We start from the raw sequence: 14,576 nt of genomic DNA, 5'->3' as shown, positions 1-14,576 counted from the left end.
TTCATGAGCAAAAACATAATGGATGTCATGCCCAACTTATGGGGTGACTCTCTACCATACCTACAATACATACCTGAAGTTGAAGGCTTTCTCTTAGACGATGGTGCACTCATGTGTACCTTCGTTTGCCAGCCACTTAATGGTGTAAACCAAGAAGTTCAGAATGCATTGGAAGATCTCTTTAAAAACGATTTCCCAACAGACATGTTCGTTCAAATGTCTATGTTTGCCTCTCCAGACATACGTTGGATGCTTGACGCATATGAGCAAAACCGCGGCCACAGAAATAAAGACCCAGAGATATCAGATCTTCTAGATGGTGTGGCACGGGATAATGTTGAATTCCTTACCAATAAAACAATGGACCCTCTTACAGAAAGAGGGGAAGTGGTTATTCGAGATTTTGAAGTTTGGGTAACCATGACACTTCCTTTGCGCGAGATGAACCCGAGCTCGAAAGAGCTGGATGTTTTCTTGCGAAAGCAAACCGCGTTGAAAGGGACTCTAGAGGCGATACATTTGCAGCCTCATACGATGAATTCAGCAGATTTCTTACACAGAATGAAAGTGATGCATAACTGGGGGCCAAACGCTTCATGGCGCAAACATCCCGGTCGTCACGATGCTTCAAAATTAGTTCGCGATCAAATACTTGATCAGGGTCGTCAAATCAAAGTGCACCAAGACGGTATCGAACTTGGGAATACCGAAGATGACTCAATGAAGAAAGAAGGAAAGTTCGTCAAGTTCCTTTCTGTTAAGCACTATCCTCGAACTATGACTTTTGGACAGCTCTATAGCCTTGTCGTTGATTGGCAAAAAGGTCAAAGTGGTATCAAGTGTCCGTTCTTCATGACTCTAAACATTCACTACCCTAACCAATTATCGGCTAAAGATAAGTTCACTAAGAACCGCACATACATGAGCCATATGGCCTCCACTGTATTTGCGAAGTGGGTTGAAAAGATTGTATGGCAGAAAGAAGACTATGACACCATGCACCAGCAGATCGAGAAGTACAATGCGCAGATCACCAACGCATATCTTCAAATCATGTTGTTTTGTGATAATCGATCTGACGGTGAACGAGTAGCACAGCTGGTGGCCTCACACGGTGCAAGAACCGGTTGGGCGCTTCAGGAAGATAACTACTTCTGTATGCCATTTTTTAAGGCAGCATTACCGGGAGGCCTATCTCTCGACTCAATGAAAAAACTGAATCGATTCTCTGTTTTTCCAAGTAACGTTCTTAAACATCTATGCCCTATTGTATCGGCATGGAAGGGTAATGGTTTTAAAAAGCCAATATACCCAATGGTGACGCGTGAAGGTCAATTATTCATGTGGGACCCATTTACCTCGGATGGTAACTTCAATATTGCAGTTGCGGCGGCTTCAGGTTCTGGTAAGTCATTCTGGGTAAACGGCCTATTCACAAATATCTTATCATCGGGGAGCGAACGGAACCCTCAAGGATTATTTTATGATAGTGAAGATCCTAACAGGCCACTTCACTCCACATCGGTTCATGACGGAGGCCGAGTATTCGTTATCGACGTAGGTCGAAGTTACGAAAAAATAGTAGAAATGGCTGGTGGCCGATTTGTTGTCTTTGACGACAATTTCCAATACTCACTAAACCCTTTCAAAACTATTCACGAATTTGGTGGTTCTGAAGGTCAAGCAGATATGCTGATCTCACTTGTCAGTTATATGGCAGCTCCAGAGTCAGCCTTGTGTCAGTACCAAAAGTCGACACTAACAAACATCATCACGGCGATCTGGTTTGATAAAGGAAACAATGGGCGCATTGATGATGTTAAGGCAAGTTGTGACGCTCACGAAGACAAACGTATCAAGGACTTGGGTGTACAGCTAACCCGTTGGACTGCAGAAGGCGATTATGGTGAATACTTCAGAGATGACAAACCACCTATTGACTTTGACGGTCACTTTATCGTTTTTGAGCTAGAAGAACTTAAAGCGAAGAAGGTTCTTCAGCGCGCGGTACTACTTCAGTGTATCGCATCAATTCAACATGAAATGTTCCTTACAGGAAAAGAGAAGAGGAAGGTCTTCGGCTTGGATGAAGCCTGGGAGTTCCTTTCAGACGATGATGGCGGTTCAGAGCACATTAAATCGTTCCTTGAGGCGGGCTGGCGTCGGTTCAGAAAATATAACGCATCAGGTATAGCAATTAGCCAATCGCTTATGGATTACTACAAGTCCTCAGTAGGTGAAGCGATCATAGCTAACTCACAATGGAAAGTTCTTTTACGCCAAGAGCCGGAGCAAGTTGAACAAGCTAAAGCAACAGGCAAGTTCGCAGGCGGTGACCAAGAGTTTGAATTACTTAAGTCTCTTCACACCCGAAAGGGCGAGTACTCAGAGATTTATATCCGTGGGAGTTCAGGTGCACAAGTCGTTCGATTATATGTTCCTCGATATCAGCAGCTTATGTTTACCACCGACCCGGATGAATTGAAGATGATCGATAAGTTCCGAAAATCAGGCCTGATGATCCGACAAGCTATTGAAATGACTCTGGAGAACGAAGGTCACGGATCGAGAAATGTGGCAGCAGCCAAGAAAACCAAGATGACTGGCAATGATATCGTTAGTCGAATCAACGCTATCCACTAACTACAATAAATAGCCCTAGTCATAAAAGATATAGGGCTAAGTTTTATATTGAGATAACAATGGAAAAACAAGAAATTCTAGGTATTGGTATCAATACAACCGACACACGCGCGCTTGAGCAAATTGAATCAACAGTTTTTTCATTACTGTTTAACTTTGCTTCATTTAGCGAAGTAAACATTAGTGACTCCATAAGTGGCCACAACTATCGCTGTACCCAGATCGCCAGTATCCTTTTAGACAATTTGAACTACCAAAACCTTTGCCTTGATGATCAGATGCTATTCAAGTCTTCCAAAAATGTGAAAAAATACCTAATACAAAGCTGCGGCTTACACGACCTGGGTAAAGCAACAGTACCAGTACAGATCCTCACCAAGCCCTCGGCCTTGAGCGAACCTGAACTCATTATAATGAAAGAACATACTACTCGACCGGATTTGGAAGTTTTTTCACAGCTCGCTTTAGACGGAAACCTTTTTGTCACGATTATGAGAGAGTGTATTAGATCACATCATGAAAATTATAATGGGCAAAACGGATACCCTGATAACACTTCTGGCACCAACATTCCATTTGTCGGACGTTTGATGCGCGTTATCGATGTATTAGATGGACTAATGACAAAATCACCCTATAGTGACGCCTATGAGTTCGAAGATGCATATGAACAGATCATCAAGCTTCACGGCGTACTATTTGACCCAATAATTGTTGATTCACTGGTTAAGTCAAAACAGCAAATTCGAACGATTATGGAAAGAAAATAACTTTATCTTGAACTTCCTCTGACACTACATGTCGTAGAATACGTACTATAGTAAGTATATGGGCTTCAGTGTTCATATGCTTGCTTGTTCATATTTATTGTGAATGACAACCACTCTGATGCACAAATGTAAATATAAACGATTGCAAAAGTTCTAAGTTATATAGATAATAACTTTTAACTGTGTTAGCTGTAACAAAATGATACGTCGAACCAAGCATATCATTCAGCGAGAAACGGAATTTTCAGTGAGAAAAAGCTGATAATGATTACAAAAAAGTTTTAATAAAAATTTAACTTCCACGTAGTTTAATACGTTGATAATTAATAATTCCCTTAATGATCTCCTATCCTTAAGGAAGGCTCTTGTAACAAAAAGCTTGAGCAGCCGAGGGCAAAAATATGAATTCACAACAAAGACCAAGTGGCACACGCGGTGACAATTCTCATCGTGGTCGTAGCCACAACGACATGAAGCGCCATCTAGAAGGCGAAGTTCGCTCAATCGCTGGTAAAAAGAACGTGCGCTTCAAAGACATTACACTCGAACCTGATCAGGTAAAGGTGAATGTTCGTATTTCTCCTTTCAATCCCCGCTTACTCGCAAGTGTTAGTCGTATTCAGATCTCTCAACTTGCAAAGAACATTAAAGAAAACACGCAGCTAATGCCTGTTTGGGCCTACAAGCATGAAGATAAATATCTCATTCTTGATGGTTCAAGACGTAAGAGTGCGACTGAAGAAATCGGTGCACCACTTCATATGAAAGTTATCGAAGGTAACTTCAATGATGCTGATCTCAGAAAGATTGCTACTGCGTTAGCGATGAGTGAAGGAATGTCATTCATTGAGATGGGTGGCATTTGGTTCAGACAGATTGAAGAGTTAAAATCATCTGGTAACTTCGAAACTTTAAGAAAATTCAGCCGTGATAACAAACTTTCTCAAAGTTTAGTTTCTGACGCAGTACGAGCTCACACGCTTCCTGATTCGCTTAAGAACGCATTCATGAGAGTTACTACCCTTGGTCGAGACTCTTTCAAAAAGCTTTTCGCTGTAGCTGACATTATGAGTTCTGCCGTTGAAAACGGTGATATCGTCAAAGTACGTGAATTTGAATATTTACTATTAAGTGAAATTAATGTTGATATGATCTCTCACGAATTAGAGCAAGAAAAGAAATTGAAAGCTCGCATGGACTACGAGAAACGTTGTGAACGAGCTCAAGCAGCTGAACTTGTCCGCGCGGAAAAAGAGAATCGCGAACCCAACGTTGTCGACGTCCAAATGAAAGCTGTTGAGATCACCGACAACGCTATTAACAAAGAAGTGTTTAAGTTAGTTCAGACACAACTTATTGCATCAGGCTTAGTCGATGTTAAGTCGAATGAAAATTCTGCGGCAGATCAACTGGTTAAAACGCCAATGGCTACCAATCAGAAGATCACCAACGGCATTAGTATTAACCTTGTTAATGTTGGAAAGAAAAAAGAAATGTTTGCTGTAGAAGTTAACAATGCGATTGCTGCAACTAAACCTCATGGAACAGTAACAGATAAGCGCCTAAGTGCCATGAATGATGCAATGAAATCAATGGATACAACAACGGCTAAACTTTTATTAAGCATGATCGAACAAATGGCAGAAGCAGGAACTGATGTAGACATTCCTGATAACGTAGCTCAGATTCGTAAAGCTGGTTAATGTTCAAAGTTTAAATAAAAAAAACTCCTCACAATTTGAGGAGTTTTTTTTTACAAAGAAGGAAATTCAAAAAGGTTTTTTTAAAAAAAAGGGTTTTATTAGTTTTAAAAAAAAGGATTAGCCCATTTTTAACAAAGTAGAACAACCACAAGTACAAACACACTCATCAATATCTGTAACTACTTGCTTCATCATTAAGTCAGAAGCTGTGTGTACCGAACAGCACGTAATGCACATTAGTTCAGCGTCCACATCAAGGTTCGTTTCGTCTTCGTCTAACAGAAGCTGAACAAGAGCCTCTTGCTCCGCTGTGTCCTTTCTAGAATTTTCAGCAATTTCAAATGTATCTTGAATTGAAAAAAATGATGCTGAACTGTCCATTCCTGATCTGTATGTGTAACTCATTGAATCCATGATGATGCCCTCTTTGCTTTGTATAGTTACATTATACAAAAAAGGTTAGCGTTTCAATGGATCACCAAAAGTCTACAAGCAACAGAAGTCCACCGTCAGCGTTAGCGTTCAGTGTTTTTAAAATCTGCCAAGAGGCAAATTTTAGACTATGTAGTAACTCACTCTACCTGTTTTATTGCAAGAGCGTGTCTATCCATTCCTTCTGATGGTCTAACGGAATAAGTACAGGCGAACCCTTGGAAAGCATCGAAGCCGCCTTAGCGTCACCATGAGAGCTTTTAAAGTGTATTTGCTCTTGGCACTCTAGGACAAATACCGTCCAATCACTACTTCTCGCGCGTTTCTCTGCCGCTTCTTGATCAACGCCTTTTGCAAGATAGTAATTGATGGCTTTATTAACCAGGAAAGGGTCAACGATGGTAATCGTTTCACCTATCTCGATGTTTTGTTGATCGTAAGTACAGAAATCATTAGCCACTGAGCTTGTGCTAAATGCTAATGCTGCGACTAAAATGGGAGTGATCACACTCTTCATGGTAATACCTCAAAGGTTCGGCTCGCAAACTCTGCAAGCCGCTAATAAATGGGAATTAAATTCGTACACCTGCTTTGTGCCACTTCGAACCGGTTGCTACTATGTACAGGTCGCATTTTTCAAGCCAAGTTAATTCTTCGCCCTTTTCAGACTCAAGTTTCTTCACTTCTGAATTTAACTTAACACGAGGACCAAATGGTACTTCTTTGAACAGGCTTGTCGTTACCTTACTCAAGTTCCTTTTTGTTTCGCTATTTGTTGAAACTTTCGCTTCACCACTGGCTACTAACTTTAATGCAGAAGCAAGACTAACCGCCTCACTAGAAGCTTCACCAGAATCTGTATCCTTGGTGCGAAGAATAATCTGAACGGCCAACTCTTTATAGCTAAGGTTAACCTTTTTAGCTGCGTATTTAATTGAAAGGTTGAGTGTTTTTTGCATCATGGGTAACTCCGTAAAAGTGGATGTATCTCCATTCTACGTATATCAACCACATACTAAGCGATCACTAGAATACAATTTGGAAAGGGGAAAGCTTCAATATAGGCGCAAGATACAAGGCTAAAGGATACCACGATTGAAATTCTAGTTGTGCTAAGTTTGAGGCCGCTAGATCACGTATCAAAGCAACCGATCTCCTCCCTCTAATACTTAATAGCCTCTCACAAAATTTCATGGGAATTCGAATGAACATAGGATCACTGAATGGACTTAAACCTCCAACGGTACATTCGAACAATGAACAAAACACGTTGGGGTTAATAATCTATCAAGGCGAGTATTTCGAACGCGACATCCCAATAGAAAATGAATGGTGGGAGAAAGCGGAAAATCAAGGTTATGGCGAGCTGAATATACTTTGGGAAAAGAGTTGGTTGAAGGTCGAAACGTTAAGAAAAGTAGTGCTGAAGGTTTCAAATGGATTCTCAAAGCCGCAGTAAAAGCCAAACTCTTGTTGGGAACGGTATGTGAGAATGGCGAGGGTGTTAGTAAAGATAGGGATCTGAGTGATATATAGGTCGAATTATCTAGCGTTCAGATCAATCCAAAGAACAACATGAAAGTTTGGGATTGGGGCGAATGGAACAACTACTACCTCTCACAATCCCATCAATCCCTAACGGTAACAGCACTGAGTTATGTTGACAGTCGACTTACAGAGTTTTACATAGATTAACGTTCACCAGATTTAACTCTTTCCATGATCATTACATTCTGAGGAACAGCAATTATCCATTTGAAAAACACTGCACTCAATGAGACAGACACAATACATGAGGCCCAATGCCGAGCCTTATACACCTCTTTTACAGACCAATCTGGGTACTGTTCTCTAACTAGATCAGTAATTGCAATTACCTTCTTTGGTGACAAAAGGTGTGATTGGATCTGAACCCTATCCGTTTCATTCGAAACATTACCTAATCCAGTTGAGATTAATCGGGTTAAAATAGGAGTTAACATGGCAATACATTCACGCTTTGCTGTATAAGCCATCATAAAGTTTGTTTCCATTGGCAAATGAAATTCAACGTACTTTTGGCCACCCTTGGGCGACCTATAGATAAGCATGACATCTTGATAATGATACTTGTGCAGGTCCGACTTGACTTGAACTACTATAAAAAGCAACGCAACTAGTAGTGGAAACATCAAGCTCATAAAGCTATTGAAAAGGCCTCCGCATACAAGAATGCCAAAGGTTAAAGAAGGGACTGTGGCAATAAGTGAATAAACCACTAGCTTTGTAGCAACATCGTGACGTGTGTACAAAGCATCGCTGAACATTAAGTTGAATCGCCCCGTCGCAGCAATTGAAATCCAAGCTGCCAAGAGCACAGCAGAACATGTACTCACTAAATTCAGCAATAAAGCTCCATCACGCCAACTAACTTGGTCTATCTGCGTGTAAGCAAACAAGACTGCAGCTAGTATGATACAAAGCAAGTAAACCGGAATGAAGCTTTCAAATATTCTTTTCTTGTCGAACCTCATCGGTCACCAACTTCGTGTTGGAAGATCTGCTCAAACCAGGCCCCAGAATTTGCTGAAGGCAACTGCATTGGGTATTCCTCTGGTTGAAATTGATTATTTGTCTTCCACATAATCTCGAAGTCAGCCACTTGCTGGTGGGCTTCCAATACAGCTTGTTCCAAAGTAACCGGTTCGCCTTGTGATACCCGTGCAGTATTTGAACTCGCCATCGCAAGGGCCAAACTTAACAGCGAACTATGTAACTTCACTGTTTCCGAAATTGTATTGTCTCCATCATCATTGGAATCGATCACATGAACCAAGTCACCCTCGACAATGACTCTGGCCGGATGGTTTGACGTAAATCGACTTACACCGCCGAGCGTTTGTGACTGGAATAAATTCCAAACGACCCCATTAACACTAAAGAACGAGACTAATTGAGTCTTACCCATTTTATTTCCTCAAGTATGGAAATTGCTTAGAGTTACCAAGTTCGGCAACAATAATTGTTTTAATCGATAAACATTTTGAGTACATCCCTGCCCCTAAGCAAAGCGCTGCCCAGCCAAGTAAATGCGGGGATGCCGTGCTAGTAACGTCTTCTAACGAAGATTGAACTGCGTAGAATGATAGCATTTGACCGAGCAAGGTAAGCAAATCAAAGCGAATTAAATATAAAATATGTTTCATCGAATTTGGCTCCTGGTTAATTCCTAAAGAAAATACTTAAGTTCGTCGTTTAAGAACTCTGCAAATTCAATACAAACTGCCGAATCCCAATCCTCGGTATCACGAAAATAATTAAGAAATTCAGTGAGCTTTTTAGGAACTTGTTTTTGAACCTCTTCCTCTAAACTCTTTACCAGTTCAACTAGTTCTTCGGCTTCACTCCAATCAACACACTCATTTAACTTCCATGAAGTGTTCACAAGGTGCCCCGCCAGTACCACCTTGGCTGCATTTGGATGTTGTACCTCTTGGATATCACCCTTTGTATTTAAGAATACATCAATAGACTTTCCACCTTCCAATTGAACCTGAGCAACGCCAAACTTGGTTAACAATTGGTGCAATCTGGCATTACCTTGCAAGGTATGAATTTCTTTCTCACAATCTTTATGTTCTTCAATTTTGCTCATAGTATCCTCGGTAGGTCTGCAGAAATGTTGAAACATTGTATCAACAGGAAAAAGAATGTAATGGATCACTAGAAGGAATTATCGAATCCCAATGAAAACCCGCCAAATAGTTTCTATTGTAATGACATTTAAATGACTGATTACTTTGAGTATTTGTTAAATGCATAGCGATACGCTTCTTGTTCTTCTTCTGAGACTCCTGACACCCATTCTTTATTGAAATCTATGTTGGATCTGGCGTTGTCACGTCCTTTCACAAATGCCACACGCACAGGATCAACATTAGCGTTTCGCTCTTTAACGCGGATTGCTTCTCGGTTAAGAAACTCCTCTACATCTGATATCAACTGTTCTAGGTCATTTCCTTTGGCAATGCTTGAGTTTCGAAGGTGGCCATCATCCATATAAGGAAAAGCTTCTATAAACATGACGTTCATTAGATCGTAAGTTTCGTATATTTCAATCTTCTCACCGGACGATGCCATATAAGAGTGTATATGTACGTTTTGATTTGTTTGGGCACCGATCGCAATATGATTCATAGTTGATACCTCTTAGGTTAATGCTGAGGGAAAAGTGATAAACATCTTAAGGAGGTACTCAGATCAAATGGCATGTGAAGTCGACATACAGATCCAAGTACCAATTCAGTTTAAGAGTTCAACCACTCTACGAATGATTTCAGTGGCTTGCCAGATAGGATATCAATGCCCGAACCGTCGTCGCAATTCGCTAGATACAACTGGTACTCGTTTTCGTTACTACCCCGGTCCAAAGTTTTCCATCCAGCTCGTTGCTGTAAGTTGCTCATAATAACAGGCCTCTTAGTAGAAATTTTCAATAAGGAAATTCGAACTACATAGTGCCTTCGTACGAACTTCGGCATCTAAGGATTTGAATTCTGATTTGTTCACTAATCGGTACCCCATATCCACACCGTTTGACATAGACAGAACAAGAGGCGAGTTAATGATTTTGTCTTTTAGATCATTAAAAAGACTGTCAAATACTTTCGATATATCTTTAACCTCATCTGACTTTAGTGAGCTTTGGGTGCCAAAGATGTTGTATGGCGTATACCGGAGAGAATCAACCCGAATGAACTGGCTCTTCCTATGTGTCTTCAAGTGAGAGTAAATTGTGTCTGTAAATACTCGTTCCAAACGATTGAAAGCCTCTTTTTCGCCCCCCGCTGGGATCGCATGGGTCAAACTCTGAATATCTACAAATCGAAGGTCCTTACCTAATTCATTAACAAATGATGTCACAATTGGCAATAAGGTGTGGGCAGAGCAACGGACTAAAATCTGAGTCGGATGAATGTGCAATTCTGCGGCCCCGTACATCGCTTGAGGGACGCCCGCTTCAGAATCGAAAGTTAAACCCGAGAAAATGTCATCAGGCACTAAATATGGGACATTCAAATTGCAGAATTTGTTATTAAATCGCTGAAACACTTCTTCATTCTTGTAGCCACTGTAACCTGACGCCTGGGCGCATGATGAATATCCATCTGTGTTAATCGAGAGGGATACATTGACCATGAGTAGTGGGTCGTAAGTATTTAGCAGCTTATCAAGTTGTTCGTTTTTAGTACTTTCATGCAGCACTGAACAGAATTGGGCCGCTAAAAGAGGGAATAATTGTATTGGGGATCGTTGAGTATTCATATTTTGGCACCGATAAACAAAGTGTGTGAATCAATTTACCAAACCAAAGCAGAAACCAATGGATCACTAGATTAAAGAGCGGTTAGGATTGTTGATACAAATGTTGATGCGAAAAAAAACCCTAGATGAAAATCACCTAGGGTTAAGCTTTATGCAAATTCAAAGTACAAGTAAATGTTATCAACAATAGGAGGCTTGTTGATGTACGAGTAAAATAAAGCGCAATACGCTTACAAACACAACATATACAACCACCAAAGGCTATTAAGGTGATTCAGAAGGATATGAGGACGGTTGCAAGTATATCAAAAAAATAGGCATTGTGTTTAGTATGTTTCAATTTTTTTAAAAATGGCTACTCCGAATGGGTAGCCATTTCAATGGATTATTTTGTAAGCTCTTCTAACTTATCACGAACAGCTTTTGCTACTTCATCCCACAACTCAATTGGCACATTTTCAAGCTTTAGGCTCCCGTTACCATTTTTGCGGCTATTTTTAGGAGTCTCCCAAGTACCTTTAACCGTCCAACGTCGAGACTGCTTAATGTTAGGCATGTCATGTAAGAAATCGGTTTTTGTCGTCACTGCTTCTGGTTTTACTGAATTACCGGCCCTTTTGGTATCAGATTTAGCCTGCTTTACAATGAAATCACACTGCAGCTGGTGGAGTTGTTCGATAGTAACCTTTTCAGATTCTTCAGACTCTTCCAGAGCATTAACTTGCACCTCTGGCTTTATCAAGTCGAACTCTGCAGCATACTTAGTTGAAAGTACCTGATAAAGCGGGAACTCATCTTCCTCAAAATCATCAACAGAAGACTCTTTGTATGACCGTAAGTTTTCACATAACGTTTCTGGTGAGACTGACCCAGACCTTATCGTTTCGAGAACATACGCTTCAACACCTTCACCAGTTAAAAGCTGATCAATGGTTACAGGTGCCTGGAATGCATCCGAAAACTTGGCAAGAGCCGTATAATCAGTCAGTGATAGCAGGTTATGATCGTAAAAGTTATACAATACAGCCATTGGAGTACGAACAGCTTTCAATGCTCTCGATACATGAGACTCTGATAATCCCATAATTGCAGCGACGACTTTCCCGGTAAGCTCTTTACCCTCTTCGCCAGAATTACTCTTATGGAACATAACCTCAACACCAACGTCATACAATGAAACCTCTTTTGCACTTTGAAGGACTTGTCTTAATTCCCGTTTGATTTCAAGTGAGTATTCGCCTTTACAAACATAAATAACAAAGTCTTTTTCTGCATCGAAACAAGCTCGCGACCGACGCTGGCCGTCTACAATTTCAATCTTCCCTGATTCATCTTCAAAACCATACGCAGGCATAAGCTGCACAGTTTTACGGATCGCCTGAGTCAACACGCTTACGTTATTAGAGGTTACAAGTTTCTGTTGTCGCCCATTTGATTTGTCATCAATAAAAGTTCTTGTAAGGATCTCTGCCGCTGGGATGATTACTTTACTAAATTGAAGCTCAACATTGTCCAAATTGAACGTAACCGAGTCTGCGGATTGATCTGCAGGTACTTCTTGGTGAGACTCTTTAGCTAGTTGAACTGCAGCCAATTTCGCGGCTAGGGTATTACCACCATTGTTACCGCCTATAATGGCAGTGTTCTGTTGACCCACATCAGACTGGTAAGAATTTGATTGGGTTGTATTGTTTTTGTTAGACATACAGCCTCCTAGAGTTATGCGGCACGTTTAGACTTAAGTTGAGAAACACGATTTAGAAAATCTCCGATGACCTCATTCATATTGCTAAGAGCTTTTTCACCCGTTTGAGTCGTAGTATCCGCATCAGATAACGGACGTAGATCATAAATGGTACATTCTTTAGAAGCTGCCTCAGTAAAGAGCTTGTTTCGGTAGATTCGCTTTGAAGACATGGCCAAACCAAAATCTTTCGCTGCTTTGGTGATAACACTTCTTTGAGTCTTATCAGAATCATCGACATTGACTGGCAGAACCATAAAGGAAAGCAAGTTCTTACCTTTACTGTACAAGCCATCTAAACGCTTGTCGGTCGTAACTAGAAAATCGCGAGTAGAAATGTAGTCAAAATAATTAGGAGTAAACGGAGTGATAAGGAACTCTACTGCATCAATTGATAACCAGTTGATTGGTACATCTGACGGAGCAACATCGAAAATAATAAAGTCGAAATGCTTCTTCAATGTTGGAATAACGACATTCGTAAAAAAGCGAGCGAGCTCTAGGCGTTGCTCAATATCTAAATGGTAAAAGATTTCCGAGAAGCGATTATCAGTTGGGAACGAAGGCAATACCTTTAAGCTTGATAAATGAGAGTTCATCAATGAACCTTCAATGATATCTTCAATGGTCAAACCCAGTTCAACCATTTGGGAAACTTGGTTTACTCTAAGATCATTAGACTCATTGCCTAGGTAATCGACACCTTTATGGTTATTGGCTTCAAGCTTGTACAGTAAAATATCAACTAGCGTAACAATGGTATCTTCGTCACTTAGACCTTTTTGGTCCATAGTTGTTACACCACCAGACCCTTGTGGGTCAAGGTCCAACAAAGCTACCTTAGCGTCGACATCAATATTTCCAGCAATACCTACAGCATAAGTAGTTCCGGTTGTTGTTTTACCGGTGCCTCCCTTCTGGTTTTGAACACCAACTACCATTGAGTCATGGTCATCACCCCACGAACTAAAGCCGAATAACTTGCGTAGCTTGATCACAGAGTCAAAAGTAACTCGCTTGGCACGACCAGTCTCGATACGACGATCAATGATGTTACTGTCTTCGCACTTCTTAATGTAAGCAGCAAAGTTTCGTTTCTCTTCACGACTAAGTTTATCGTGCAATAACTCTTTCACATCTGTTGTAGCGTGAGAGTGAGCATAAACCAATGGATCAACTTGTACTTGGTTATCTTTACCTGAATTGTAAGTGTTCACGCGTTCGTGGATATACGCACGCAAGGAAATCTGGTTGTTCACAATGTTTTGAGAGGCAAGACGAAGACACTGACGGCCCTCACTAAGTGTTTGTTGTCCATTCATTTAGATCACCATGAGAAAGATATTATTTAGTAGTTGAGATAATGATATTCATGAAACTGAACAAAGTAAATAGGTTTGTCATAGTTTTTTTAGTTTCGGAACACTTAATACTATGACGGCTTGATAACAGTGTGACAGGTGCACTATTGGAGACAGTCAATTGAACCTACTTCAATTGAGGGATATTGGACTTCAGTTGGGTTTACACTTCAATCCCCGTTTGGAACTTAATGAATCGACCAAGAAAGCCTATAGTGATCTCGACGATTTGCATCAACCAAAAAAGTTAACCAGTAACGTAAGCCTCGACCAAAAAGGCTAAAGAAACCCTTCATGTTCGACCGAAAAAGTTAATGAAATCCGCACGACGACCAAAAGGATCAACCAATTCGGTTTTCACTGCTCATTAAAATGAGTGACTTTTTTGGTCGAAGTCAGCTGTATGAGCTAGTTCCCTTCCCTTACACTATTTCGACCAAAAGAGTTAAAGAACGTGTATTTTCGACCAAAAGGTTTAATCAAAACAGTTTATCGACCAAAAAGGTTAAACTTTTTGGGCTAAAATGACACGATTCCGATCACGCCCATCTTTGCTTCGACTAAAAAATCAAAATAATCCTTTGTGGGATCACTCAAGTAATCAGACAGAAATTGGATT

Annotated in this window: 16 protein-coding genes; 4 read left to right on the top strand and 12 right to left on the bottom strand. The window is 40.6% G+C overall.

Translation table 11 applies throughout. From position 1 onward, the window contains the following. Positions 1-3 precede the first annotated feature (3 nt). The 3 genes from OH460_RS09130 to OH460_RS09120 all read left to right on the top strand — a co-directional run bounded on the left by OH460_RS09130 (position 4) and on the right by OH460_RS09120 (position 5,116). Positions 4-2,643 carry a TraC family protein gene (locus OH460_RS09130; protein ID WP_269996842.1) on the top strand — a complete coding sequence of 880 codons (2,640 nt, stop codon included), beginning with the start codon at positions 4-6 and terminating at the stop codon, positions 2,641-2,643. Between the two features lie 59 nt (positions 2,644-2,702). Continuing rightward, a complete protein-coding gene (locus OH460_RS09125) occupies positions 2,703-3,413 on the top strand; it encodes an HD-GYP domain-containing protein (protein WP_269996840.1) in 711 nt (236 codons plus the stop codon). 401 nt (positions 3,414-3,814) lie between these two features. After that, positions 3,815-5,116 carry a ParB N-terminal domain-containing protein gene (locus OH460_RS09120; protein WP_269996838.1) on the top strand — a complete coding sequence of 434 codons (1,302 nt, stop codon included), beginning with the start codon at positions 3,815-3,817 and terminating at the stop codon, positions 5,114-5,116. A gap of 117 nt (positions 5,117-5,233) precedes the next feature. On the opposite strand, the gene OH460_RS09115 is transcribed toward OH460_RS09120, so the two are convergent. The 3 genes from OH460_RS09115 to OH460_RS09105 form a co-directional block, all read right to left on the bottom strand. After that, a complete protein-coding gene (locus tag OH460_RS09115; RefSeq protein WP_269996836.1) occupies positions 5,234-5,497 on the bottom strand; it encodes a hypothetical protein in 264 nt (87 codons plus the stop codon). 205 nt (positions 5,498-5,702) lie between these two features. Beyond that, positions 5,703-6,065, bottom strand: a complete 363-nt coding sequence (locus OH460_RS09110) for a hypothetical protein (RefSeq protein ID WP_269996834.1) — start codon at positions 6,063-6,065, stop codon at positions 5,703-5,705. A 55-nt stretch (positions 6,066-6,120) separates the two neighbouring features. Then, on the bottom strand, positions 6,121-6,510 hold the full coding sequence (locus tag OH460_RS09105) for a hypothetical protein (protein ID WP_269996832.1): 390 nt from the start codon (positions 6,508-6,510) through the stop codon (positions 6,121-6,123). A gap of 242 nt (positions 6,511-6,752) precedes the next feature. On the opposite strand from OH460_RS09105, the gene OH460_RS09100 reads away from it, so the two are divergent. Continuing rightward, positions 6,753-7,007 (top strand): hypothetical protein, encoded by a 255-nt coding sequence (locus OH460_RS09100; RefSeq protein WP_269996830.1) that lies wholly within the window; start codon positions 6,753-6,755, stop codon positions 7,005-7,007. A gap of 232 nt (positions 7,008-7,239) precedes the next feature. On the opposite strand, the gene OH460_RS09095 is transcribed toward OH460_RS09100, so the two are convergent. From OH460_RS09095 to OH460_RS09055, 9 genes are all read right to left on the bottom strand, one after another. Further along, entirely contained in the window at positions 7,240-8,061 is an 822-nt protein-coding gene (locus tag OH460_RS09095; protein WP_269996828.1) for a hypothetical protein, read from the bottom strand. After that, entirely contained in the window at positions 8,058-8,495 is a 438-nt protein-coding gene (locus OH460_RS09090; protein ID WP_269996826.1) for a hypothetical protein, read from the bottom strand. Before OH460_RS09090 ends, OH460_RS09095 begins: the two co-directional genes overlap by 4 nt. Position 8,496: 1 nt before the next feature. Next, entirely contained in the window at positions 8,497-8,733 is a 237-nt protein-coding gene (locus tag OH460_RS09085; protein WP_269996824.1) for a hypothetical protein, read from the bottom strand. Positions 8,734-8,756: 23 nt separating this feature from the next. After that, complete coding sequence (locus OH460_RS09080) at positions 8,757-9,182, bottom strand: hypothetical protein (RefSeq protein WP_269996823.1); 426 nt, start codon at positions 9,180-9,182, stop codon at positions 8,757-8,759. 140 nt (positions 9,183-9,322) lie between these two features. Further along, positions 9,323-9,724, bottom strand: coding sequence for a hypothetical protein (locus OH460_RS09075; protein WP_269996821.1), 402 nt, complete (start codon positions 9,722-9,724; stop codon positions 9,323-9,325). A gap of 110 nt (positions 9,725-9,834) precedes the next feature. After that, on the bottom strand, positions 9,835-9,993 hold the full coding sequence (locus OH460_RS09070; protein WP_269996819.1) for a hypothetical protein: 159 nt from the start codon (positions 9,991-9,993) through the stop codon (positions 9,835-9,837). 13 nt (positions 9,994-10,006) lie between these two features. Further along, on the bottom strand, positions 10,007-10,852 hold the full coding sequence (locus OH460_RS09065) for a hypothetical protein (protein ID WP_269996817.1): 846 nt from the start codon (positions 10,850-10,852) through the stop codon (positions 10,007-10,009). Between the two features lie 385 nt (positions 10,853-11,237). Continuing rightward, positions 11,238-12,557: a ParB N-terminal domain-containing protein gene (locus OH460_RS09060; RefSeq protein WP_269996816.1), complete on the bottom strand. Its 1,320-nt coding sequence runs from the start codon at positions 12,555-12,557 to the stop codon at positions 11,238-11,240. Between the two features lie 14 nt (positions 12,558-12,571). Further along, positions 12,572-13,918 carry a ParA family protein gene (locus OH460_RS09055; RefSeq protein WP_269996813.1) on the bottom strand — a complete coding sequence of 449 codons (1,347 nt, stop codon included), beginning with the start codon at positions 13,916-13,918 and terminating at the stop codon, positions 12,572-12,574. Positions 13,919-14,576: the final 658 nt, after the last annotated feature.

This window comes from Vibrio sp. Makdt (assembly GCF_027587015.1).
GTDB lineage: Bacteria > Pseudomonadota > Gammaproteobacteria > Enterobacterales > Vibrionaceae > Vibrio > Vibrio chagasii_B.
Note: the sequence above shows the minus strand (reverse complement) of the source record. Positions and strands in the feature narration are given on the sequence as shown.

Excerpts from the sequence above, each read along its gene's own strand:
- OH460_RS09130 (WP_269996842.1), top strand. The coding sequence starts at position 4 with ATGAGCAAAAACATAATGGATGTCATGCCCAACTTATGGGGTGACTCT.
- OH460_RS09125 (WP_269996840.1), top strand. The coding sequence starts at position 2,703 with ATGGAAAAACAAGAAATTCTAGGTATTGGTATCAATACAACCGACACA.
- OH460_RS09120 (WP_269996838.1), top strand. The coding sequence starts at position 3,815 with ATGAATTCACAACAAAGACCAAGTGGCACACGCGGTGACAATTCTCAT.
- OH460_RS09115 (WP_269996836.1), bottom strand. The coding sequence starts at position 5,497 with ATGGACAGTTCAGCATCATTTTTTTCAATTCAAGATACATTTGAAATT.
- OH460_RS09110 (WP_269996834.1), bottom strand. The coding sequence starts at position 6,065 with ATGAAGAGTGTGATCACTCCCATTTTAGTCGCAGCATTAGCATTTAGC.
- OH460_RS09105 (WP_269996832.1), bottom strand. The coding sequence starts at position 6,510 with ATGATGCAAAAAACACTCAACCTTTCAATTAAATACGCAGCTAAAAAG.
- OH460_RS09100 (WP_269996830.1), top strand. The coding sequence starts at position 6,753 with ATGAACATAGGATCACTGAATGGACTTAAACCTCCAACGGTACATTCG.
- OH460_RS09095 (WP_269996828.1), bottom strand. The coding sequence starts at position 8,061 with ATGAGGTTCGACAAGAAAAGAATATTTGAAAGCTTCATTCCGGTTTAC.
- OH460_RS09090 (WP_269996826.1), bottom strand. The coding sequence starts at position 8,495 with ATGGGTAAGACTCAATTAGTCTCGTTCTTTAGTGTTAATGGGGTCGTT.
- OH460_RS09085 (WP_269996824.1), bottom strand. The coding sequence starts at position 8,733 with ATGAAACATATTTTATATTTAATTCGCTTTGATTTGCTTACCTTGCTC.
- OH460_RS09080 (WP_269996823.1), bottom strand. The coding sequence starts at position 9,182 with ATGAGCAAAATTGAAGAACATAAAGATTGTGAGAAAGAAATTCATACC.
- OH460_RS09075 (WP_269996821.1), bottom strand. The coding sequence starts at position 9,724 with ATGAATCATATTGCGATCGGTGCCCAAACAAATCAAAACGTACATATA.
- OH460_RS09070 (WP_269996819.1), bottom strand. The coding sequence starts at position 9,993 with ATGAGCAACTTACAGCAACGAGCTGGATGGAAAACTTTGGACCGGGGT.
- OH460_RS09065 (WP_269996817.1), bottom strand. The coding sequence starts at position 10,852 with ATGAATACTCAACGATCCCCAATACAATTATTCCCTCTTTTAGCGGCC.
- OH460_RS09060 (WP_269996816.1), bottom strand. The coding sequence starts at position 12,557 with ATGTCTAACAAAAACAATACAACCCAATCAAATTCTTACCAGTCTGAT.
- OH460_RS09055 (WP_269996813.1), bottom strand. The coding sequence starts at position 13,918 with ATGAATGGACAACAAACACTTAGTGAGGGCCGTCAGTGTCTTCGTCTT.